This window comes from Chitinophaga vietnamensis (genome assembly GCF_902167635.1).
Lineage (GTDB): Bacteria > Bacteroidota > Bacteroidia > Chitinophagales > Chitinophagaceae > Chitinophaga > Chitinophaga vietnamensis.
In genome coordinates, this window is record NZ_CABHMS010000009.1 from 91,592 (window position 1) to 110,771 (window position 19,180).

21 protein-coding genes and 1 tRNA gene are annotated in these 19,180 nt (G+C 46.9%); 5 read left to right on the forward strand and 17 right to left on the reverse strand.

The window, feature by feature from the left end; all coding sequences use genetic code 11:
- Nucleotides 1-5: 5 nt before the first annotated feature.
- The 7 genes from FPG75_RS22145 to FPG75_RS22170 all read right to left on the reverse strand — a co-directional run bounded on the left by FPG75_RS22145 (nucleotide 6) and on the right by FPG75_RS22170 (nucleotide 6,354).
- Nucleotides 6-935 (reverse strand): phosphoenolpyruvate carboxykinase (ATP), encoded by a 930-nt coding sequence (locus tag FPG75_RS22145; protein WP_143310058.1) that lies wholly within the window; start codon nucleotides 933-935, stop codon nucleotides 6-8.
- Between the two features lie 14 nt (nucleotides 936-949).
- Nucleotides 950-1,096: a hypothetical protein gene (locus FPG75_RS26085; protein ID WP_161596884.1), complete on the reverse strand. Its 147-nt coding sequence runs from the start codon at nucleotides 1,094-1,096 to the stop codon at nucleotides 950-952.
- Nucleotides 1,097-1,114: 18 nt separating this feature from the next.
- The gene (locus tag FPG75_RS22150) at nucleotides 1,115-2,938 is read right to left on the reverse strand and encodes an asparagine synthetase B family protein (protein WP_143310059.1); all 1,824 of its coding nucleotides are present in this window, start codon (nucleotides 2,936-2,938) and stop codon (nucleotides 1,115-1,117) included.
- Complete coding sequence (locus FPG75_RS22155) at nucleotides 2,935-3,402, reverse strand: lasso peptide biosynthesis B2 protein (protein ID WP_143310061.1); 468 nt, start codon at nucleotides 3,400-3,402, stop codon at nucleotides 2,935-2,937. Before FPG75_RS22155 ends, FPG75_RS22150 begins: the two co-directional genes overlap by 4 nt.
- Nucleotides 3,402-3,677, reverse strand: a complete 276-nt coding sequence (locus FPG75_RS22160) for a PqqD family protein (RefSeq protein WP_143310063.1) — start codon at nucleotides 3,675-3,677, stop codon at nucleotides 3,402-3,404. The genes FPG75_RS22155 and FPG75_RS22160 overlap by 1 nt, the downstream gene beginning before the upstream one ends.
- Before the next feature lie 286 nt (nucleotides 3,678-3,963).
- Nucleotides 3,964-5,148, reverse strand: coding sequence for a peptide-N-glycosidase F-related protein (locus tag FPG75_RS22165; RefSeq protein WP_143310065.1), 1,185 nt, complete (start codon nucleotides 5,146-5,148; stop codon nucleotides 3,964-3,966).
- Between the two features lie 318 nt (nucleotides 5,149-5,466).
- Entirely contained in the window at nucleotides 5,467-6,354 is an 888-nt protein-coding gene (locus tag FPG75_RS22170) for an NmrA family NAD(P)-binding protein (protein WP_161596885.1), read from the reverse strand.
- Between the two features lie 81 nt (nucleotides 6,355-6,435).
- On the opposite strand from FPG75_RS22170, the gene FPG75_RS22175 reads away from it, so the two are divergent.
- The gene (locus FPG75_RS22175) at nucleotides 6,436-6,834 is read left to right on the forward strand and encodes a winged helix-turn-helix transcriptional regulator (protein WP_143310068.1); all 399 of its coding nucleotides are present in this window, start codon (nucleotides 6,436-6,438) and stop codon (nucleotides 6,832-6,834) included.
- Nucleotides 6,835-6,879: 45 nt separating this feature from the next.
- Here FPG75_RS22175 and FPG75_RS22180 read toward each other — a convergent pair whose 3' ends face one another.
- Entirely contained in the window at nucleotides 6,880-7,986 is a 1,107-nt protein-coding gene (locus FPG75_RS22180) for a serine hydrolase domain-containing protein (protein WP_143310070.1), read from the reverse strand.
- Between the two features lie 132 nt (nucleotides 7,987-8,118).
- Nucleotides 8,119-9,093, reverse strand: coding sequence for a hypothetical protein (locus FPG75_RS22185; protein ID WP_143310073.1), 975 nt, complete (start codon nucleotides 9,091-9,093; stop codon nucleotides 8,119-8,121).
- 170 nt (nucleotides 9,094-9,263) lie between these two features.
- Here FPG75_RS22185 and FPG75_RS22190 point away from each other — a divergent pair, with 170 nt between their 5' ends.
- Together FPG75_RS22190 and FPG75_RS22195 are read left to right on the forward strand one after the other, a co-directional pair.
- On the forward strand, nucleotides 9,264-9,836 hold the full coding sequence (locus FPG75_RS22190) for a GNAT family N-acetyltransferase (RefSeq protein ID WP_161596886.1): 573 nt from the start codon (nucleotides 9,264-9,266) through the stop codon (nucleotides 9,834-9,836).
- A 12-nt stretch (nucleotides 9,837-9,848) separates the two neighbouring features.
- Nucleotides 9,849-10,571, forward strand: coding sequence for a hypothetical protein (locus FPG75_RS22195; protein ID WP_143310076.1), 723 nt, complete (start codon nucleotides 9,849-9,851; stop codon nucleotides 10,569-10,571).
- Nucleotide 10,572: 1 nt separating this feature from the next.
- On the opposite strand, the gene FPG75_RS22200 is transcribed toward FPG75_RS22195, so the two are convergent.
- The 6 genes from FPG75_RS22200 to FPG75_RS22225 all read right to left on the reverse strand — a co-directional run bounded on the left by FPG75_RS22200 (nucleotide 10,573) and on the right by FPG75_RS22225 (nucleotide 16,094).
- Nucleotides 10,573-12,213 carry an acyl-CoA dehydrogenase family protein gene (locus FPG75_RS22200; RefSeq protein WP_143310078.1) on the reverse strand — a complete coding sequence of 547 codons (1,641 nt, stop codon included), beginning with the start codon at nucleotides 12,211-12,213 and terminating at the stop codon, nucleotides 10,573-10,575.
- A gap of 34 nt (nucleotides 12,214-12,247) precedes the next feature.
- Complete coding sequence (locus FPG75_RS22205) at nucleotides 12,248-13,228, reverse strand: lipase family protein (RefSeq protein WP_143310080.1); 981 nt, start codon at nucleotides 13,226-13,228, stop codon at nucleotides 12,248-12,250.
- 162 nt (nucleotides 13,229-13,390) lie between these two features.
- Nucleotides 13,391-14,047, reverse strand: a complete 657-nt coding sequence (locus FPG75_RS22210; RefSeq protein WP_143310082.1) for a response regulator transcription factor — start codon at nucleotides 14,045-14,047, stop codon at nucleotides 13,391-13,393.
- Entirely contained in the window at nucleotides 14,047-14,802 is a 756-nt protein-coding gene (locus tag FPG75_RS22215) for a sensor histidine kinase (RefSeq protein WP_161596887.1), read from the reverse strand. The genes FPG75_RS22210 and FPG75_RS22215 overlap by 1 nt, the downstream gene beginning before the upstream one ends.
- Nucleotides 14,799-15,461, reverse strand: a complete 663-nt coding sequence (locus FPG75_RS22220; protein ID WP_143310087.1) for a hypothetical protein — start codon at nucleotides 15,459-15,461, stop codon at nucleotides 14,799-14,801. The genes FPG75_RS22215 and FPG75_RS22220 overlap by 4 nt, the downstream gene beginning before the upstream one ends.
- Before the next feature lie 9 nt (nucleotides 15,462-15,470).
- Nucleotides 15,471-16,094: a hypothetical protein gene (locus tag FPG75_RS22225; protein ID WP_143310089.1), complete on the reverse strand. Its 624-nt coding sequence runs from the start codon at nucleotides 16,092-16,094 to the stop codon at nucleotides 15,471-15,473.
- Nucleotides 16,095-16,282: 188 nt separating this feature from the next.
- On the opposite strand from FPG75_RS22225, the gene FPG75_RS22230 reads away from it, so the two are divergent.
- Nucleotides 16,283-17,152: a helix-turn-helix domain-containing protein gene (locus FPG75_RS22230; RefSeq protein WP_143310091.1), complete on the forward strand. Its 870-nt coding sequence runs from the start codon at nucleotides 16,283-16,285 to the stop codon at nucleotides 17,150-17,152.
- 64 nt (nucleotides 17,153-17,216) lie between these two features.
- Nucleotides 17,217-17,954, forward strand: coding sequence for an SDR family oxidoreductase (locus FPG75_RS22235; protein WP_143310093.1), 738 nt, complete (start codon nucleotides 17,217-17,219; stop codon nucleotides 17,952-17,954).
- Between the two features lie 60 nt (nucleotides 17,955-18,014).
- Here the strand turns inward: FPG75_RS22235 and FPG75_RS22240 are convergent.
- Both FPG75_RS22240 and FPG75_RS22245 read right to left on the reverse strand, forming a co-directional pair.
- Nucleotides 18,015-18,087 (reverse strand) — tRNA-Phe (locus FPG75_RS22240).
- A gap of 48 nt (nucleotides 18,088-18,135) precedes the next feature.
- Nucleotides 18,136-19,161: a hypothetical protein gene (locus FPG75_RS22245; protein ID WP_201747996.1), complete on the reverse strand. Its 1,026-nt coding sequence runs from the start codon at nucleotides 19,159-19,161 to the stop codon at nucleotides 18,136-18,138.
- Nucleotides 19,162-19,180 lie beyond the last annotated feature (19 nt).

A 19,180-nucleotide genomic window follows, 5' to 3' on the forward strand; every position in this document is an offset into this window, starting at 1 on the left:
TCAGGCTATCTTATCGTTTCAAGTATCGCATCGTACACTTCATGGATACGCATGATATTATCCGGAGCATGTATGCTATAGGATGGTACAATTTCCAGGAAGGTCATTGCTGATTGGAAGTAAGTCTTCAAGTACTGCTTGGAATTAAGCCCCGGAAGTAATATCTCATCCATCAACACTGAAAGTGCATCTGTTTTTTTTATGGTGGTGATCAGCCTTTCCGGCTCGGGCGTTCTTGATTTTATAAAGAACACGGCGGCGACTTGTCGTGGAAGAATATCTACGGCAGGTGCTTGTTGATTGAAATAATATTTACGGGTGATAATATCCGATGCTGCCGTTTCTTTCCAGTCAGGGGGCAATTCAAAAACCCGCTGAAGGTTGCCGTGTGGAATATCCAGCACAGCTGCTATGTCTGGATTGATCTTCAATGATGTTTCCCCTTGTGATACAAAAAAAGCTTGCTCTTCCTCGTGCAGCATTGCATAGTCATCGCACCATATTTCATGTCCTCTGAGGTGAAAATAGGTAGCCAGCGTAGATTTGCCGGCTCCCTTTCTGCCCATAAATAAAATCGCTTTCTCATCAACACGCATGGCGGATGCATGTAAGCAAAAATAGCCTTGTTCCTGCAGGCAAAACTTGGTAACGTTACCCCGGATCAGCGACTGGACAGATTGTTGTGAAGTGCCGCTTACGACGTGATAGAAAACGTTTTTACCTGCTGAAAAGATAAGAAAGCTCACTTTTATTGTTTGGTCATCATAATATTCAAAGAGGAAACACTTCTTGTTTTCAGAAGTGTTCCCTGCATAAATATTCTCACCAAAAGTTGCTGAAGAAGGAGCAATTTTAAACGGATTAAATACGATCGCTTTCTTCAGCCCAACAAAATCTGCATGATTCAGCTTAGTGAATTGGATAGCAAAATGCAAAATTGTTCAATTAATTATGAGTTATAATTTGGTGTGGTGCCCCCGTCAGTCCCATGTCCGGAAGTAGTAGTGTTCGTTATCTCGCCAATTTTTCCGAGATCTTTTAATTCAGGGGTTTGATAAACCTTTTTTTCCTCGTGTGCAGTTAATTCTTTTTGCATGATGTTAATCTTTTAAGATTAGTGAAATGATTGATGATGGTAATTCTTCCATGACAGAACATGTAAAACAGGTAAAACGTGGTTGTAGTGTAACGATGAATGTCTGGCCCCCCGCACAGCTTCCAACAGCTGCGGTATGTTTATTTTGCCGGAAAGGAAGTCGCCCGATTCTGATAACCTTTTCTCTACCATGTCTTGTATCTCCTGTATTTTCAGGTTCTGGGAAAGAGGATTTCCGAAAAGAGACGTTTTAGGCCTTCTTATGATCTCTCCGGGCAGGTAAGGGATCATAGCCATACGTAGCAAAGCCTTTTGATACAATAGATGTGGGGGGAGCGCTAATATGAAAAGGAATAGTTCCAGTGAAAAAAATGGTTGTCTTATCTTTATTTTATTGCCGGTAAAGCCTGGGTGGGAGGTTTCAAATAGCCAGGACCAGAAAGCGTTTCCGGACATAGCAAAATTTGACCTTGTGGAAGTGCCGTCTTTATTGGGTTTAAATGGCGTATAATCTTCCGGAAAGAAAGCGGGATCGTACCATGGCGGCAAAGACATATTTGTGTCGGGCGCTTTCTTCACCCACTTCCTTATTCTTTGCCGGATCGTCCGGAAGAGATGGCCGAATGTTCTAAAGAAGGCCAGATCATCCAGATAGGGCTGTATCAGGTATCCCTGGGCCGCAAGCCTGCGACGCGAGCGCTGCTCATACTCAAACAAGGGATCTCCTCCGAAGCCCGCTAATAATACTCTTGAAAAAGCCGCGGCATCAGCAACCATCCGGGATTCAGCAGTGGCATCCGGTATGGCGGCCGGCTCTGGAATCCAGAAGCTCATGGGCTGGGCGACATTTTTAATATAATCCTCTGCAATGTATTGTTTGATCGGTATTTTAAGATGGCCGGCTGTGAGCTTCCCGAAATATCCTTCCATTTCATTTACAAGATGCCGGTAGCTGATATTAAAAGATATCAATGTGTGGTCGTCGCCATAGCTGTCATCAAGCACCTTCTTTGCCGTTGCCGTTATGGACGAACTATCCATGCCGCCGCTCAATGTGCAGGCAACTTTATTGGTACGGGTACGGTCTTTAATAGATTGTTCAAACAAACGATGAAAATGACTGACATATTCCTTTGTTGCTTTATAGCGTACAGGTTTGATATCGGAGGGAATTTGCCAATAGCAGCTGATATGAATTTCCCCGTCTTTGTAAATCAATTTATGAGCCGGTGGAAGTTTTTTAATCTTTTTATAAATCGTTTGACCGAAGCTTCCGTTTCTACCACTCATCAGGTAGTCGCGCAATACATCGTCATCCAGTTCAGACTTCAGCTGGGGTATATCTTGAAGGGAACGGTAAAAATTTGTAAAAAGAAGCCGGTTATCATATTGGGCATAATAAAACGGGATCAGGCCGAAATGATCGCGGGCGCAAAAAAGGTGGTTCGTTTGTTCGTTCCAGATGGCAAAAGCAAAATCTCCGGCAATGTGTTGCAGGCAGTCTTCTCCCCAGTGTTTATAGGCGTAGAGGACCAGGTAGGAATCAGGGGTGCTATTACTGATGGCGCTGAAGTATGCGCCAAGTTCCCTCACCAGTTCCTCCCGTTTATCCAGCCGTACGTCTCCCACGATCCGGAGATTTTCATCCACGGTGAAGGGTAGCCGCTCTGTTACAGTATCTTCACAGGTTCTAAGCCAGCCAAACCGCAAATCGGCCCTGGCGCTGCTCCATGCGCCCTGGTAGTCATCACAGCAAGCGGCAATGACTGCCGTTGAAACGTCCAGCAATACAGTATCGGCTTTCTGAAGCTGAGAAGATACTATGCCAATGAATCCGCTCATTTAAATCTGAGAATAACGTTTAGTTTATCTGCTGGTAAAACGAAATAATTAGCAATTACCGAAGGATGGTCATTTAAAAGAACGCCCTCTTTTTCCAACCATGCGTGGGCATCAAACCTGCCCATATGCTGACTCACGCCAATTTTCAGCTCCGCATCAATACCTTTTCTTCTTAATAGTAAACGCATGACCAGCGATTGAGATAAACACCTTCCTTTCAAAAATGGTAATTGGTTCATTTGATGAAAGAGCGTTGCATATTTGTCGAGCGTCACAATAGTTTCGTTATGGTCCGGTGGCGGAACATTCTTCGTAAAAAAAGAAAGTAGCTTTTCGGTTGTTTTTAAGCTCGTAAAACGAAGACTTGCTTCTGTCAGGATGGTAAGAATGCGCGCTCTAACAAACAGCCGATCGTATGCCCTTAAACATCTGTTTAAGGTAATTAAATCGCGATCTGTATACATCAGTCAATGACAATTAATTCTGCATTTTTAAGGCTCTCAATTAATCTGGGGATATCCTCTTGAAGTCGTTCTATGCTTACTTCATATTCATCTTGCAGTATATGGAGCGCAGATGCGTATTCCTGGTCATCAGATAATAATTCCCAAAATCGCTTCCCGACTTCATTGAGTTCATAAAAGCGCTCCGTGTTCAAATTCAGGATGACAAAGCCTGCACCCATTTCCCGAACAATACTATTTTCCGATATTTTAATTTTTTTTCCTGAGAAGATCATTAATATTTTGGCGGTTTTTTGAGACTTAAATAGGTAAGGACCTGTCCATAGATAAATGTTAAGAACAAATTACGTGTCGAATATGAATATTAACACCTTTTGGAAGTCAATTTATCTTCTGACTACAAGTTTACAGCAAATAGTAGAGTTAAACAAGCCTGGATTAATTTTTTTTTCTGAAACGCAGCTACTTGAGTATAACCACCTATAACATTCCTGCCTGTGAAAAGGTTCAATAAAAAGGCTTGCAAGTTAAAACTTGCAAGCCTTTTTTCATTTATACTACTTAATTAACAGTCCCTGTCAGATAAGCCGCATAGTTCACATTCCCGCTGATCGGCTGCACCGTATTCGACAATACAGGACTTATACCCGATACCTGGTATTCAAGTTTGCTCAGATCAAACTTGAACGTATGCGTACCCGCAGAGAGATTTCCCACACTTACCATCAGGGGGCTGAGCGCGCCGCCCTGGCACCAGTTCCTTACAGGATACCTCCAGGTGGAGTAAGGGCCTTTGGCGCCATTGGGATTGATGCCATCATAATAAGAAGCCGGTGTGCAGAAGATGCGGGTACTTACGCTGGTCTTCTGAACGTTGTCAACAGAAACGACATTGATGCGTGAGCGGCCTTCTTCATTGCCATGGCCGGTAGTGAAGATGGTCAACATACCGTTGGCGACAGCTTTCGGCAATGTTACCGTAGCGGTGAATATGCCGTTAGTAGTATTCTCGGCATTGATCACATTTGTAGCGAACTTCGTGGAATCGTTAGCAGTGCTACCAGAAGTTACGAGTGAAGCATCCAGCTGGAAGCCGATATTATCGCAGAAGCTCAATCCGGCGGCGGTAGGTTCGCCATAGTCAACGTTAGCGCCTATGTTAACGTATATCCAGGCATCCTGGTCGGTACGACGTAATTGCTGGGCGAGTGAGCTGAGATTATAACTGTTATAATTGATCGTATTAGGCGTTTGTGATTTGAGGAAATACGGCGTCATGATCCAGCCCACTTTAGCGCGCTGACTGAGCAGCGACGACAGACTATCTTTTGGCGTGTTCAAAGGCGTATTGAGAACGGCTACCTCAAAGGTTCTGTCCCATCCATCGTATTGCGCATACAATTTCAGATTGAGCGTAACCGTGGAGCCGATCTGTGTTTTTTCTGTTGCGGTGAGTTTTCGCAAATAGGTAAACCCGTTGAGTTTAACGGCAGCGCCCACCGGCGCTACATTCGGGTCGGTGCAGGAAGTCCATTGGCCGGTGCTGCCTGCGGATGAATAGATCCCGTAGAAGCGGGCGCCTTTCAACAAACTGATGGTGCCCGCCAGTTCTGTTTGAGGCTTGTGTTCATTCTTCCCGACCGATTGGTCGCTGATGGCGTTTTTAGTACAGGAGTTGAGCAGGAACAGGGCCATGGCCGCAGCCTGCATTTGCCGGATAGACGGCACTTTGATGTTCTGGATCATACAAACATGTTTTATTGAAGTGATAAATACTCACTTTTGTACATGCAAAACATTCTCTCTACGATAAAATGCATTTATCGTGTTTACCGCTACAGTTAAAATTTTGTTTTGCATATGGCATGCAGCACGTGCACAGATTGGGCTAACGGCGTACAATAAATCTGATTTGCTCTTTACTATTAGTGCTCGTGGCAAGGTTTCATAATGAAGATAGATAAAATATTTGAGGATTTTTTGATTTACGGATTTTTTGATTTGTGACAAAACTGAAATCCGCCACAAATCAAAAAATCCGTCAATCAAAAAATTCGCAAATTCTCACTGGTAGGCTAAGGCAAATTCTTTGGAAAAATCCTGCAAGGTGGTGCCGCCAACAGACAGGGATCTGTGCTTGTTGTAGTCTTCCATGAAACTGCCATCCCGCAAGGCTTCGCCGATTTCCACCATATATACTTTTGCCATCTGTTCGGAGAATCCGCTTGCTGTCAGGGCATGCAAAAGTTGTTCATCGGAAAACTCGATCCAATGTACATCCGACTTCCCTACTGCGCTGCTCAGGGTTTCCGCCACCTCAAAACCATTCTTTTCATCACTAACGATGTATTGAATTTGCTTGCCGGAAAATGAGCGGTTGTGCAAGGCGCTGAATGCCGCTGCAGCAATATCTTTGGGATGCGTAAGCGGTAAATTAACAGTACCACTGAAATTATTCCCCAGCATGTGCTGGTACTTGATCATGGGGATAGCGCCATAAAAATTCGTCAGGAACATGCCCGGGCGCAGATGCAACACATTCACATCCTGCAATTCATTCAACTTTTGCTCTACGTAGAAATTTGAACCTGTGGGGCCTAAACCATTTTCCAGGTGAGCGCCTATGCTGCTCAGGTTCACCACATACTTTACGCCGGCTTCTTTCACCGCCTGGGCGTATTGTTCACCCACCGTTTTAATATATTCTTTTAAGTTGGCCGTCCTGAAATTGGGCGGTATCATCAGGTATGCCGCTTCTCTTCCTTCAAATGCCTTTTTTACAAACGCAAGATCCTCTATGGAACCTACCAGCGGAATAGCATTTAATTGTTCAATCTCTTTTACCCTGTCGGAGTTAGAAGTGATGACGCTTACTTCATGGCCGTTTGCTACTAATTTGTCGATGAGCACGCGGCTGATGTTTCCCAGAGAACCTGTTACTGTTACTTTCATATGTCTCGTTTTAAATTTCTTGTACAAAAGTAAAATCATACTTACTTTTGTATAAGTACTTACCCTATAGTATGTATAGATATGACAACAGTAAAAGCAAATTCAGTAATACAGGAGAATAAAAACAATGCGTTTGCAAATTGCCCGGTCACCTTTGTGATGGAGCGGATTGGCGGATATTGGAAACCGATCATTCTTTTCAATTTACTTACCGGCATCAAACGGTACAGTGAACTTAAAAAATCGATTCCGGACATCACCGAAAAAGTGCTGATACAGCAATTGAAACAATTGGAGGTGGATGAATTGATCATCCGGAAGTCAAAGCCGGTAGTGCCGCCGCATGTAACCTATCAGCTTTCAAAAAAAGGTAAGGAATTAAGACCGGTGCTGCATGCAATGGCTGCATGGGCGGTGAATAATGGGGGAAGACAATCGAAGCAATTTTTAAAACAGATGGAAGATTTTCCGGAGGAGTGACGATATAAAAAGATTGCAGGCAATGCGCCTGCAATCTTTATGATACTATTTCTTCACCGCACTCAGTATTTCATTTGTCAGTACGGTATTGGCGATATCTGTTACATCGTTGTAATCACCCGCGGTCATTACTACTTCCAGGTCGAGGGCGGGGATCATAGAGATCATCTGGCCGCCATTCCCTTCTGCCTGGGCCATCTCTACATCCTGGCCGCCCACCTGGCGATGTGCGCACCAGAACTGAAAACCGTAACCCCATCCGGCTTCGTCGGTATTGATAGTCCAGCGGGTAGCATCGCTGATCCAGGACGCCGGCAATATTTGCTGGCCTTGCCACTGCCCTTTCTGCATATAAAGCCGGCCCACCTTTGCCATATCCAGCGGGCGCATACGCAGGCCGGAAGGCATCCAGGCGATACCGTCAGCACGGGTAGTCCAAAAGAATTGCGATATGCCCAATGGCTGGAAAAGATAGCGGCTAACAAATTCCCGTATATTCATACCCGTACTTTTTTCTACGATCTGTCCGAGCAAATGGGTATTACCACCGCTGTAGTTGAAAACAGTGCCTGGCTTGGCAACGCTTTTACATTGCAATACGAAATCAGTAGGGTCTTTTGCTTCCAGCATCTGTCTTTCGCTGTTGGCAGGATCTGCATAGCTTACGCGTTCGTTCCATGCCAGCCCTGAGCTCTGGGTAAGCAGGTCGTGAATGGTGATATTGGCTTTGTCGCCGGTAGCATATTGCTTGTAGTCAGGAAAATAATCGAATATCCTGTCATTCACACTCTTGATCTTTCCTTGCGCCAGTGCAAGTGCTACGCAGGTAGATACAATACTCTTGGTAACGCTACGGCAGTCGTGCAGGCTATCCCTGGTATGAGGCACTCTGCCAACGGGCGTCGGGAACACCGCATCATCTCCGGTGAAATAATGTTCGTATATGAGCTTGTTCTTGCGAAGGATGATCAGACTGTGAATATTGTATTTACCACTGTCGATCTTACTTTCGAGCTGGAGGATCTTGTCTTTATCTATATTAGCTTCTTCGAAGGTCCCCGTTTCCTGGCCGGGTATTTCCGGAGCCGGGTCATCATTTTTATGACAGGAGCAACATAAAACTACCAGCAGCATGGGAATAATGATTCTCATAATAAATCAGGTTTTTAATAATGATAATGGGAATTCCCGGTCAATACATGCATGCAGGAATACGACGTGCAGAGAAAAACTTACCCCTATCAGAAAAAAATAAAAAAGCCGGAAATTTATTCCGGCCGTTTTCTATTTTTTATTCAATCGTTTTTGCAGGGTGCTGATCTGCCGTTGCTGGTGATCCAGCTGCTCCTGTTGGCGGATCAGATGCAAGGTAAGCTCTTCTACTTTCTGTAATAGTTGTTTATTCATTTCTGCTATATCCATCCCGTCCCGCGCTACATCTGCCGCGACGGGAATACCCGGCAGATGTTGATGTCGTTTGATAAATGCCTGCATCTCTTTCACCGAGGGGAGTTGATAATTTTCGGCAAATACAAAGTCGGGCCAGTTGCTCCGTAATTTCACCCGCACGCCTTCCGCGATGATGCCGCCGGCAACAGCCAGTTTATATCCTTTGGTATCTGTGGTACCAATGCCAACATTACCATAAAAAGCAGCGGAGGAGTCGGGCGCCAGTTTCATCACCGGGTAAGTAACCTGGCCATCGCTGTATTCAAAGAAGAATGGTTTATACTGCGCACTATATCTTTTCTGCAACCTGATGCCGAAAGAATGATTCTGCGGGTAGCTCATGTTATACAGGTCCATGATCTCTTCTTCATTATCTCCATTCACCAATGCGAGCGTTGCTTCGTACGCGTTTTTACTGGCCCTGGGAGACCATATTTTCATGATCGTAAAATCGTGGCCATCCCGGCGGTAATACGGGATACCCGAATTACCATAGTTAAATAACAAGGAAGAAGCAGTGCCGTTGTAATTGTTCACTTCATAAACATCATTGGTAACATCCCAGCGGTCGGCGCCGTTTGTTCGTACCAGTGCGGCGCCATCCAGGTTACCTTTTACAACGAGGGGATCATTATAATTCATCGTTCCGCCATCGACCACCAGGTTACTATTGGTGATCAGGGCGCCTTTCTGCAGGCGGGTGCGAACGGTGGTACTGTCGCCACGTTGTGTAACAGTTTGTAAACTTTCCTGTGCCATGCCGTGCAGGGAAAACAGCGACAGGAGCGCGAATGCGGCAATAAATTTCATAGCGGTTTCTTTTAATTATTCAGGGTTGAAATGTGGTTAATAAAATCTACAGATGACGGGTTACTTAGGCGAGCATTCACAGGTGTTGCCACAGTTGTTACTTACATCTAAAGATGGAATATCAAGATACAAAAAAATATTATCCTCAAAATATGCTTTATGTTTGCCCCATGATCCAGGCATCCCTTGCTGATAAACCCATGGCCACCGCTATACTGGCGAAGGCTTACGAAAAAAATGATACCATCAATGAAACCATACTGCCAGGCAAGTTGCAATGGCTGATGGATTACTCATTTGAAGTTGCCCTGCATGCCGGCGCCGTCTATCTCTCTGATGATAAAAAAGCAGTGGCCCTGCTCCTCTTCCCCGAAAAAATGAAGGTCTCTTTTAAAAGTATCCTGCGGGATCTCCATTTCCTTTTTTTCATCGGCGGCTTCAAAAGGGCTATGACAGCCCTTTCGCGGGAACGTGCTGTCAGGGATGCACATCCCGCAGGCCGTATCTCTCATTTGTGGTACCTCGCTACAGATCCCGCCCATGCGGGCCAGGGTATTGGCGCCACGCTGATGCAGGAACTGATCCGGCTGGCGCAGCAACAGCAACGTATCCTTTGCGTGGAATCCCGGATCGAAAAAAATACCATTTGGTATCAAAAGCGCGGACTGCTTCCCTACCGGGAACTGGTACATCAAAACCGGCGCTGGACCTGCCTGCGCACTGCTCCCAATTATCTTGCGTAAATTCGCGGCAACATGTCAGATCTCTCTTCCGCATTCATGATCGACCCGGCCGTATTGCATCGCCTGGTACAGGCTTATACCAGCTATGCCGCTTACCTGCAATCGGGCAACAGCGCAGATACCGGCAAGATCGCGGCTTGTTTTATGCATGCGGCATCCTACCAGCTGCTGCTCGATCAGGCGGCGTCAAAGCGACTGTTTTCAAGGGCCGCGCAGTACTATGCGCAAGCCAACCTGCCTTATGGCGTGATCGCAAGCATTTGTTGTGACGAGATTTCCTACCTGGGATATGTGGAGTATAAAGAGAAACGGAACACCGCGCCCGACCTGCAATTTTATCAACTGCTCAATATGTATTTCGTCGGTGAAAGCGTGATCACCAGCGCCCGGCAGGAACCGGTGGGAAAGCTGCAGCTCCCCTTCTCCCTGTATGCCGATACGCTCGAACAAACCGCCGATTTCAGCTGGGAACAAAAGGCCGGTCAATTACCCAAGGCCTGGACACCGCTGCTGTCAAGCATCTACAGCCACCTGCAAACTTTGCAAAGCAATACGGAACAATGGCGGCAACTGCAAGGCACGCCCGTTCCTGTTGAGCCGGAAACCCTGGCTACCTGTATTACTTTATTGAAGATCACGGATAGGAACGGCATCCCGCGGGAAGTCGTTCAGGCATTGATAAAGCAACAAAAGAGCGCCGCCTTTCTTCCGCTGAAGATCGCGCTGCTGCTATGATTCAGGACCACAGATGCGTGCGGTCGATCACTTCTTTGAGCACCAGCTCATGTGCCAATGCGCCCCAGGTGAGATTACGTTTTTCAGACAAGCGCGCTTCACAGAACAGCCGGGCCACTGCCGGCGGCGCTACCTGTATCATTTCAATGGCCTGCATGGCCAGCGCCATTTTCTCTACAACGATGCGCGCCTTCAGCTCCAGGTCCGCAGGATGCGCGAGCAATGCCTCCAATGCCTGCAGTTGCCCGTCCAGCGCAGGATCGAGGCCTTTGGCCTTACGGAAATAATTCATCAATGCTTCCATGCTGGCAGGCTCTTTATGCATGGCGCGCAGTACATCCAAAGCCTGTATGTTACCAGAGCCTTCCCAGATGGCGTTTACAGGGATATCGCGGTACAGGCGTGGCAAAATCGACTCTTCCACATAGCCATTACCACCCATGCATTCGATGGCTTCTCCCAATACCAGCACGGCTCTTTTGGTGTTCCAGAATTTACCTACGGCAGTGGCAATGCGGGTGAAATGCAGCGCTTCTTCATCATGCAGGGCATCATCGAAACCTTTGGCCAGCCGCATACTGAGGAGGGTGGCGGCCTGCGATTCCAGGCAGAGATCGGCCAGCACATTTTTCATCAGGGGTTGTTCAATCAACCTTTTGCCGAAGGCATGACGGTGATGACAATGGTGGATCACTTCCGCCAGCGCGCGTTGCATGGTGGCGGCAGAGCCTACGGCGCAGTCGAGCCGCGTGTGGCGCACCATCTCCATAATATTGGCAATGCCACGCCCCTCTTCTCCGATGATCCTGCCCCAGGCTTCGTGGAACTCTACTTCGCCGGATGCGTTGGAACGATTGCCCAGCTTGTCTTTCAGCCTTTGGAACCAGATTTTATTCTGCACGCCGTCGGGCGTAAACCGGGGCACGAGGAAACAGGTAAGACCTTTATGCGTTTGTGCCAGCACAAGGAAAGCATCGCTCATCGGCGCGCTGCAAAACCATTTGCGGCCGGTGATCTTATAAATGCCGTTGCCTACAGGAATGGCAAAGGTGATATTGGCGCGTACATCGCTGCCGCCTTGCGGCTCCGTCATAGCCATCCCGAAGGTAACGCCCTTCTTCTCGAAATACGGGATATGCCTTTCATCATACTCCCTGGAAAGTACGCGTGGCAGCCATTCTTCAGCGATTGCAGGTTCTATTTTCAGAGAGGGCACTACGGCGAAGGTCATCGTCAGCGGGCAGCTGCTGCCCTCATCGGTTTGTTGTTTGAGGAAAGATAATATACTGTGGGCGAGATAACCGTGTTGGGAAGAAGTCCATGCAATGGAATGTACCTGGTGGCGGATCGCCATGTCCATCAGCTGGTGGTAAGCGGGATGATATTCTACCACATCCAGCCGGTTGCCAAAGCGGTCGTGGGTTTTAAGAACAGGCGACTGCTTATTGGCGAGCATACCGGCGTTGATCATGTCGCGACTGCCAGTAATTTTACCGAAAGCTGTTGCCTGTTCGCTGATCCAGTTGGTACCGAAAGCATCCGTCACTTCCTGCAGGGCGCCATGGGTAGTGAATGCGTTATAGTTTTCCAGCACTGGCGGCTGGTTGAACGCTTTTTGAAAATCAAAACCGTGATACGACATACGCAATGGTATTTGATTCTCAAATTTAACTTATTTACTGCAATGGCAACTCCGTGGAAGTGGCCATTGGCGGGCGGCCGGAGGCGGCCAGTGTGGAAGGTAAGGGAGTGGCCCCCAGCAACTCCAGGTAGGTTTGGTGGCCATGTTGATAGGCCAGCCAATTACCGATATGTGGGGGCCACCATATAGGCGGCGGGGGTAAATAGGCAGGGATATCTCCTACATTGTTCAGCACAACCGGCGTACTTACCTGCATATATTGCAGGCCTCGTTCATTGAGCTGCTGCTGTGCGCCATTGATCACGCCTTTGATCACATCATAGGCGATACCTTCCGAGGCCACGGGGATGCCCTGTTGCAGGGCATATTCCAGGCTCGCGAATGCGCAGGGCACCAGGTCGCAGTTGTTATAGATACGGTAGGCAGATGAAATACCGTCGGAAAATTCGTTGTTATAATAGCTCACAAAGCCCTGGTCGCCCACGCTGGGCGAAGCAAACGTATATACGGACCAGTTAGCCGGATATACGATGCTCGTTTTCAGGTGCAGCGCAAAAACAGATGCGAGCGCGCCACCGAGGCTGTGGCCTGTAATAAAGATCTGTGGCGGGTTTACGTCCGCCAGGTACTGCAATATATAATTGAGCAGCGTACTTCCATCTTCTCCTTCGAGGTGTATGAGGTTTTGTAATCCCGTATAGATACCCTGCGATATATAGCCGCCCATCCAGTTCACGGTATGTAATACGTCGAGGTCTTCAAATACATTTTTGAGGTCTTTCCACACAGTGCCCCTGATCACGATAGCCAGCTGCCCTGTTTTCTTCTGACGCGCCACGAACAACAGGTTTTCGTTCTGCGCGCCGTACCAGCAAAGGTCCCAGAGGCCCTGCGTTGCATAGCTGTTATCTTTCAACAGTTTCCTGAGATCTTTTTTTGAGCCGGCATAAGCCATACCAGAGAGTGTCATGCAAATGCGTGCATCCTCCTGCTGATATCCATCTAGCACTGTCATAGGAAATAATTGATGATTAAAACTTTTGCGAAAGTATCAATATGATACGCGTTGTAAAAGGCTGAAAAGGGCTTTATCAGTACCTCTTTTACACCTTTCCCGGGAAATGAAAAGCCCTTCGCCGGGAGGGCGAAGGGCAGGCAGATAAAGATATAGCGGAGATCAGGCGAGGGTGATCAGTTCGTTTTTGATGGCGAACAATACCAGGCCGGTCCTGGATTTGATGTTCAGCCGCTGGAACAGTTCCTGCCTGTAATTATCGATTGTATGCGGACTTAAATTCATCTGATCGGCGATCTCTTTATAGGTTAGCTCGGAACAGCAGAGTTGCAGGAAGCGGATCTCGTTGCTGCTCAGCTGCTGTGCCAGCGGGTTTTCGGCTGTGCTGCCCTGGATATTGCGCAGCAGTTTCGCAGATACAAGCTCATTGAGAAAGTAGCCGTGCTCGTGAATGGTTTTGATAGCATTTACCACATCGCCGGTTTTGGATTCTTTGAGCAGATAGCCGCCAGCGCCGTTCTTCAGCATTTTGATGATCTCTTTGTCTTCCTCAAACATACTCAGTGCGAGCACGCGCACCTGTGGATAATGCTGACGCAGCCAGGAGGTGGCGGCAAAGCCGTCCATCACGGGCATGCTCACATCCATCAATACCACTTCCGGCGTAGTGCTGCCGCTGATCTTCTTCATCATATCGGCCCCGTTACAGGCTTCAAAAACGATCTCTATCTCTTTAAATTCAGACAACAGGCTGATCAGTCCCTGCCTGAACAGGGTATGATCATCTACGATAGCCACTGGTATTCGGTGATGCAGCATTAGGAATGATTGTAAGGAATAGTAAAAGTTATTTTGGTACCGGCGCCGGGTACTGAATCGATTACCGCGTGGCCACCTATCATCCCGGCTCTTTTTTGGATGTTCTGCAATCCCAGTCCTTTGTGCATCTTCATGGTTTCGGCCACATCGAAGCCGATGCCATTATCTGCGATCGAGAGGGATAGCAGGTCATTCTCCAGCGCTAAATTAATCAGTATTTCTTTAGCCTGCGCATGCCGGATAATATTGTTGAGGGTTTCCTGGAAAAGCCGGAACAGGATGGTTTCTTTATCGGGATGTGAATGCAGGGTCTCGATATTGCGGTGGTAGGTGACCTGGAAGAAGCCTCCTTTCTCCAGCCATTCCAGTTCAAAGGCGATGGCGGTGATGAGGCCTCTGCTCACCAGCTCTTCGCCGTGCAGCAGGCGGGCCAGCGCACGGATCTCGCGGGCAGACTTTTTGGTGAGGTCTTCCGCGGCAGCGATCTTCTCGGCAGCCCTTTCTTTTTCATCCATGTTGATAGAGCTCAGCGTGAGGATGGTAAGCCCCAGCAACTGCCCGATGTTGTCATGGAGATCATAAGCAATGGTTTTGAGGGTCTGCTCCTGCACTTCCATCTGCGACTTCAGCAATTCATGCTCAAAAGCTTGCTTCAACAGCTCCACCTCTTCCTGGTGGCGCTTTTTACGGCGATTATAAGTATTGATATACACGATAAGGAACAGGGGTGCAGTCAGAAAAATAATTGTTATCAAACTGATAAGGATGTAGACCTCCTTTGACGATATCTGCATATAAAGGCGTATGACCAACAGCAATATAACAATACATTAAGAATGTTGAAAATAATATATCGTATAGAATAGGGAAAGGCGGCTATCTGGTCGTGGATCAGGAAATCAAAAAAGAAATTGGTGGCCGTACTGCCGAAATAGTATAGCAGCGTGCCATTCACCCACCAGAAAGGCGCATAACTTCCGAGCTGAAAATATTTTTCATCTTTCAATATCAGGTAATAATAATACAGGCTTGCCAGTACGAATACGATCGACATCACAGTGGCGGTATTGTTTGCAAAGGCAGCCAGTCGATGCGTGTATATCTCCGTAATATATAATGCCAGGAACAACGCTATCCATCCCGGCAGCAGGTAACGAACCGATATATATTGTTTGTAGAGATAAGAGAAGAATGTGGTAATAATACCACATTCTATTAGCATAAAAAGATTGTAAATAGGGATATTGGATAGATGTAATACTTTGCGGATGTAGATCCCTGCTGCTTCTACGGTACATACTACCAGCAGATAGGGAATGAAAAGCCTCCATGCGGGCTCCTTGTCACGGTACAAACAAAAGGAGCCCACGAGGAAACAGATCAATTCCGAAACGGTATTTACGGTAAGATACATGCGTTTTTATTATTGTGCCGCTGTAATGAGCGTTGCACCGATATCGTTACAGTTAGCAGGCGGTGGACACATCTCGCCGCGGTTTTCAATTACGGCGGAGATGATGATACCTCCCTGGCGCAACTTGCTCAATTCAGGTTTGTCATTGGTGTAATAATCCCAGTGCAGGTGCTTGCCATCCGACATCGTACTATCGAAGGTAGACACCATCAACAGAGTGTTGTGGCCCCAGTAAACGGAATCCGGAATATGTACGCCGAGCGTATCAGGTACATAGTTTTTGTTATACGCCGCCAGGTAGAAACGTACGCCATCGCCGCCTTCCGCCTTGATCTTGGCCACCAGGGCTTCCAGCCGGCTCAACTTGAACCATACGCAACGGGTATTCTTGTTCTTCTTCTTTCTGCCATCTTCCGATAAATCCTCATCTGCCGGGCTGGCAAATGTGCCGCCTACCGGATTAGGAATGTAGTTCAATACATACTGCTGCGCCGCTTTCACAGACAAGGTATCATTACTACCCAATGAAGGTGGTTGAGGGTCAGTAGCCTTACTGTTGGACGGTGCCTGCTGACAAGCCACCATGGCAATTGCCATCGATGCCAGGGAAAGTGTAAAGTTTTTGAAATTCATAAGTATAGTTATTAGTTGTCTTCAAAGATAATCATACTGCACTTAGATAACATCGTTTTTTCCAGGGACAACATCTCCTGCAAAGTTGTCTGGAAAAAAGCCGAAAATAGCTTTTGCAAGAAATGAGAAATGTTTTATAACCAGGCCAGGCAAAAATATTTATTTAGTATCTTCCCTGCTCAAATAATATGGAAGAACAAGAGAAATATGAGGGCTTACCGCATGATGAGCTGGGAATAAAAATCCGCTCAAACGATAATCCCTATCTATCTCCCGATATTCAAAAAAAACTGCTGCAACCCCGCAGATTATCTTCTTATTTTATTGTATTGATCGAAAGCGGCTCAATCACCTACAATCTGGACCTGCAAGACTTTACGCTGACTGACGGGCATCTCCTTTTTGCCATGCCCAATCAAATTTTCATACCACCCGCTAAAACAGCGCATCTCAAATATTTCAAGCTGCTGTTTGATGAAAATACATTGGCATTGCTGCCACAACAATTTCCCTTTCTGGTCAACCCTTTAAACACACAAACCATAGTGCTTGACAGCGCTGCAAAAGAAAGGGTCGTAAAGGTTTTTGGAATCTTAAACCAGCTGCTCTACCTGGATAAATACGAGACCGACACCGAAATAATATTGGCTTATCTGAACTCATTGCTCTCAGAATTAAACAGCGCTTATTTCAAAAAGAAAGAACCCGTCAATGCCTTAAACGCTAACCTTTCAAAGTTCATCGAGTTCAAATTAGTTGTGGAAACGCATCTTACAGAACAGCCTTCTATCAACGCCATCGCAGAAAAATTAGCTTTATCTACCAACAGCTTGTATCGGATTGTAAAAGAATATGCCGGCACATCGCCAAAAGATTATTTTATTAACCGCTTGATGACGGAAGCGCAGCGAAAACTGCGCTATTCTAATATTTCCGTCAAAGAACTGGCCTATGAATTAGGCTTTAATGACCCCGATTATTTTTCAAGGCTCTTCAAAAAAAGCACCGGGAAGAGTGCCAGTGATTTTTTGCCCAGGCAAGATTTGTCGGGGAAATAAAATGAATTGTCCATTTCCCCCGTTTTTTAGCCCGCTACTTTTGCTTCATAAAATTCATACAAGAATGAAATATGCATTAGTAACAGGAGCTAACAAAAGCATTGGCCTCGAAGTGGCACAGCAGCTCGCTCAAAAAGGAATATATGTTTACCTCGGCAGCCGTAATTTGGAAAATGGCGCTGATGCCCTTGGTAAATTAAAAGCAAAGGGATTGAACAATGTAGAAGTGATTCAGCTCGACATTACAGATGATGAATCGGTAAGTAAAGCCCGTAAAGAAATAGGTAAAAAAACAAAGGTGCTGGACATACTCATCAATAATGCGGGTATTTATGGCGGCTATCCACAAACAGCGCTCGACGCAACGATCGACCAGTTTAAAGCAACTTATGATGCAAATGTTTACGGCGTGGTGCGGGTTACACAGGCATTTATTGATTTATTGAAAAAGTCCTCAGCGCCTCGCATTGTGAATGTAAGCTCCAGCCAGGGTTCTATTACCCTCCACAGCAACCCGACATATAAATACTACGACTACAAAGGCGTTGTATACCTTTCTTCAAAATCAGCCTTGAACATGTATACCGTTGTGCTGGCATACGAATTAAAAAATACCAACTTCAAAATAAATGCAGTTTGCCCGGGATATACAAAAACAGATTTCAACGGGCACCGTGGGTCCGGAACGGTGGAAGATGCCGGAAAACGGATAGTAAAATATGCGCTGATCGACAATGATGGCCCAACAGGAAAGTTTTTTAGTGAAGAGAATAATCCTGAAACAGGAGAAATACCCTGGTAAGGAATGATCTCAAATAAAAAGGGAAATCAGCTTTAACACTAATTTCCCTTTTCTGTGGTGTGGTGCGGGGCGGGATCGAACCGCCGACACAAGGATTTTCAGTCCTTTGCTCTACCAACTGAGCTACCGCACCCTTTTGCAGCTATGCCATGCAAAAGTAATATAAGTTCTGAAATTACCATCAGTATTTTTTGTAATATACCAGCTCTCCTGCTTCGCCGCTCCCCGCGCCCTCACTGGGTATAAACAGCGTGATGAGTATCGCCGGTTGCCCGCCTATTGTGAGGTTGGTAATGGTAGGATTTGCGAAAGCAGTGCTGTGATTATCTGTTACGATATGCAAGGTGTCTGCATTGCCGGTCTGATAATCGTAGAGGTAAGTGCGCCAGCTGCCGAAGTCGCCTTTTATGCCTTGTCCCTCTATCACACCGAATTGGTAGCCTTTGAAATTATCAGCATCCCTGTCGCCGATGTTACCTTTCACACCCCAGTACAGCAGCGCATTGTCGAAGTTCAGTTGCTTTTGTGTGGACCAGCTGTTGAAATTGATGAGGGTACCACGGGCTTGTCTGTCCACATCACAATTGGAGTAGTAGTGATGGCCTACATCAATGCGCGCGATGCTGGCGGAATAGAGATTGGGCGTGCCTTCTGCACAGGAAGAGAGCGTGCGCGGCGCATCAAAACTTTTGGATACCACGCCGTTCTTCAGGTTGGTCCAGCTGCTGAAGTAAGTGAACTTGAGATGGTTGCTGGGCTCCTGCTCCCAGGCCATGATGAAGCCGCCTTCGGATGCTACCGCAATGGTAGGCTGCGATGCGCTACCAGTATTGCTGCCAGCCAGTTCCCGGATCCAGGTCCAGTTGAGCACATCGGTAGAAGAGGCCAGATTTACTTTGGCAGCGCCATTTACATAAGTGTGGTAAACAGCGATGTAGCCGCCTTCAGGATTGGCGATGATCTTGGCGCAATCCATAGTATGCCCGACATTATCTTTAAGGCTGTACCGGCGGGCATCGGCGCCGGTCACGTTTTCGATATAGCCCCTGAGGATCGCGCGGGTAGGGTCCGATGGCGCGCCAGCCGCTACCACAGCGGTTTTGGAACTACCGGGTTTATTGATGCTGGCCTGGTCGTGCAGCGCAGCTTTGCTGCATGCCATCAATAGCAGGCATGCCAGGCCGATGCGGGTTGCTGTGAATACCATAACGGGAAAGAGGGTTTTA

Excerpts from the sequence above, each read along its gene's own strand:
- FPG75_RS26085 (WP_161596884.1), bottom strand. The coding sequence starts at position 1,096 with ATGCAAAAAGAATTAACTGCACACGAGGAAAAAAAGGTTTATCAAACC.
- FPG75_RS22150 (WP_143310059.1), bottom strand. The coding sequence starts at position 2,938 with ATGAGCGGATTCATTGGCATAGTATCTTCTCAGCTTCAGAAAGCCGAT.
- FPG75_RS22155 (WP_143310061.1), bottom strand. The coding sequence starts at position 3,402 with ATGTATACAGATCGCGATTTAATTACCTTAAACAGATGTTTAAGGGCA.
- FPG75_RS22160 (WP_143310063.1), bottom strand. The coding sequence starts at position 3,677 with ATGATCTTCTCAGGAAAAAAAATTAAAATATCGGAAAATAGTATTGTT.
- FPG75_RS22165 (WP_143310065.1), bottom strand. The coding sequence starts at position 5,148 with ATGATCCAGAACATCAAAGTGCCGTCTATCCGGCAAATGCAGGCTGCG.
- FPG75_RS22170 (WP_161596885.1), bottom strand. The coding sequence starts at position 6,354 with ATGAAAGTAACAGTAACAGGTTCTCTGGGAAACATCAGCCGCGTGCTC.
- FPG75_RS22175 (WP_143310068.1), top strand. The coding sequence starts at position 6,436 with ATGACAACAGTAAAAGCAAATTCAGTAATACAGGAGAATAAAAACAAT.
- FPG75_RS22180 (WP_143310070.1), bottom strand. The coding sequence starts at position 7,986 with ATGAGAATCATTATTCCCATGCTGCTGGTAGTTTTATGTTGCTCCTGT.
- FPG75_RS22185 (WP_143310073.1), bottom strand. The coding sequence starts at position 9,093 with ATGAAATTTATTGCCGCATTCGCGCTCCTGTCGCTGTTTTCCCTGCAC.
- FPG75_RS22190 (WP_161596886.1), top strand. The coding sequence starts at position 9,264 with ATGATCCAGGCATCCCTTGCTGATAAACCCATGGCCACCGCTATACTG.
- FPG75_RS22195 (WP_143310076.1), top strand. The coding sequence starts at position 9,849 with ATGTCAGATCTCTCTTCCGCATTCATGATCGACCCGGCCGTATTGCAT.
- FPG75_RS22200 (WP_143310078.1), bottom strand. The coding sequence starts at position 12,213 with ATGTCGTATCACGGTTTTGATTTTCAAAAAGCGTTCAACCAGCCGCCA.
- FPG75_RS22205 (WP_143310080.1), bottom strand. The coding sequence starts at position 13,228 with ATGACAGTGCTAGATGGATATCAGCAGGAGGATGCACGCATTTGCATG.
- FPG75_RS22210 (WP_143310082.1), bottom strand. The coding sequence starts at position 14,047 with ATGCTGCATCACCGAATACCAGTGGCTATCGTAGATGATCATACCCTG.
- FPG75_RS22220 (WP_143310087.1), bottom strand. The coding sequence starts at position 15,461 with ATGTATCTTACCGTAAATACCGTTTCGGAATTGATCTGTTTCCTCGTG.
- FPG75_RS22225 (WP_143310089.1), bottom strand. The coding sequence starts at position 16,094 with ATGAATTTCAAAAACTTTACACTTTCCCTGGCATCGATGGCAATTGCC.
- FPG75_RS22230 (WP_143310091.1), top strand. The coding sequence starts at position 16,283 with ATGGAAGAACAAGAGAAATATGAGGGCTTACCGCATGATGAGCTGGGA.
- FPG75_RS22235 (WP_143310093.1), top strand. The coding sequence starts at position 17,217 with ATGAAATATGCATTAGTAACAGGAGCTAACAAAAGCATTGGCCTCGAA.
- FPG75_RS22245 (WP_201747996.1), bottom strand. The coding sequence starts at position 19,161 with ATGGTATTCACAGCAACCCGCATCGGCCTGGCATGCCTGCTATTGATG.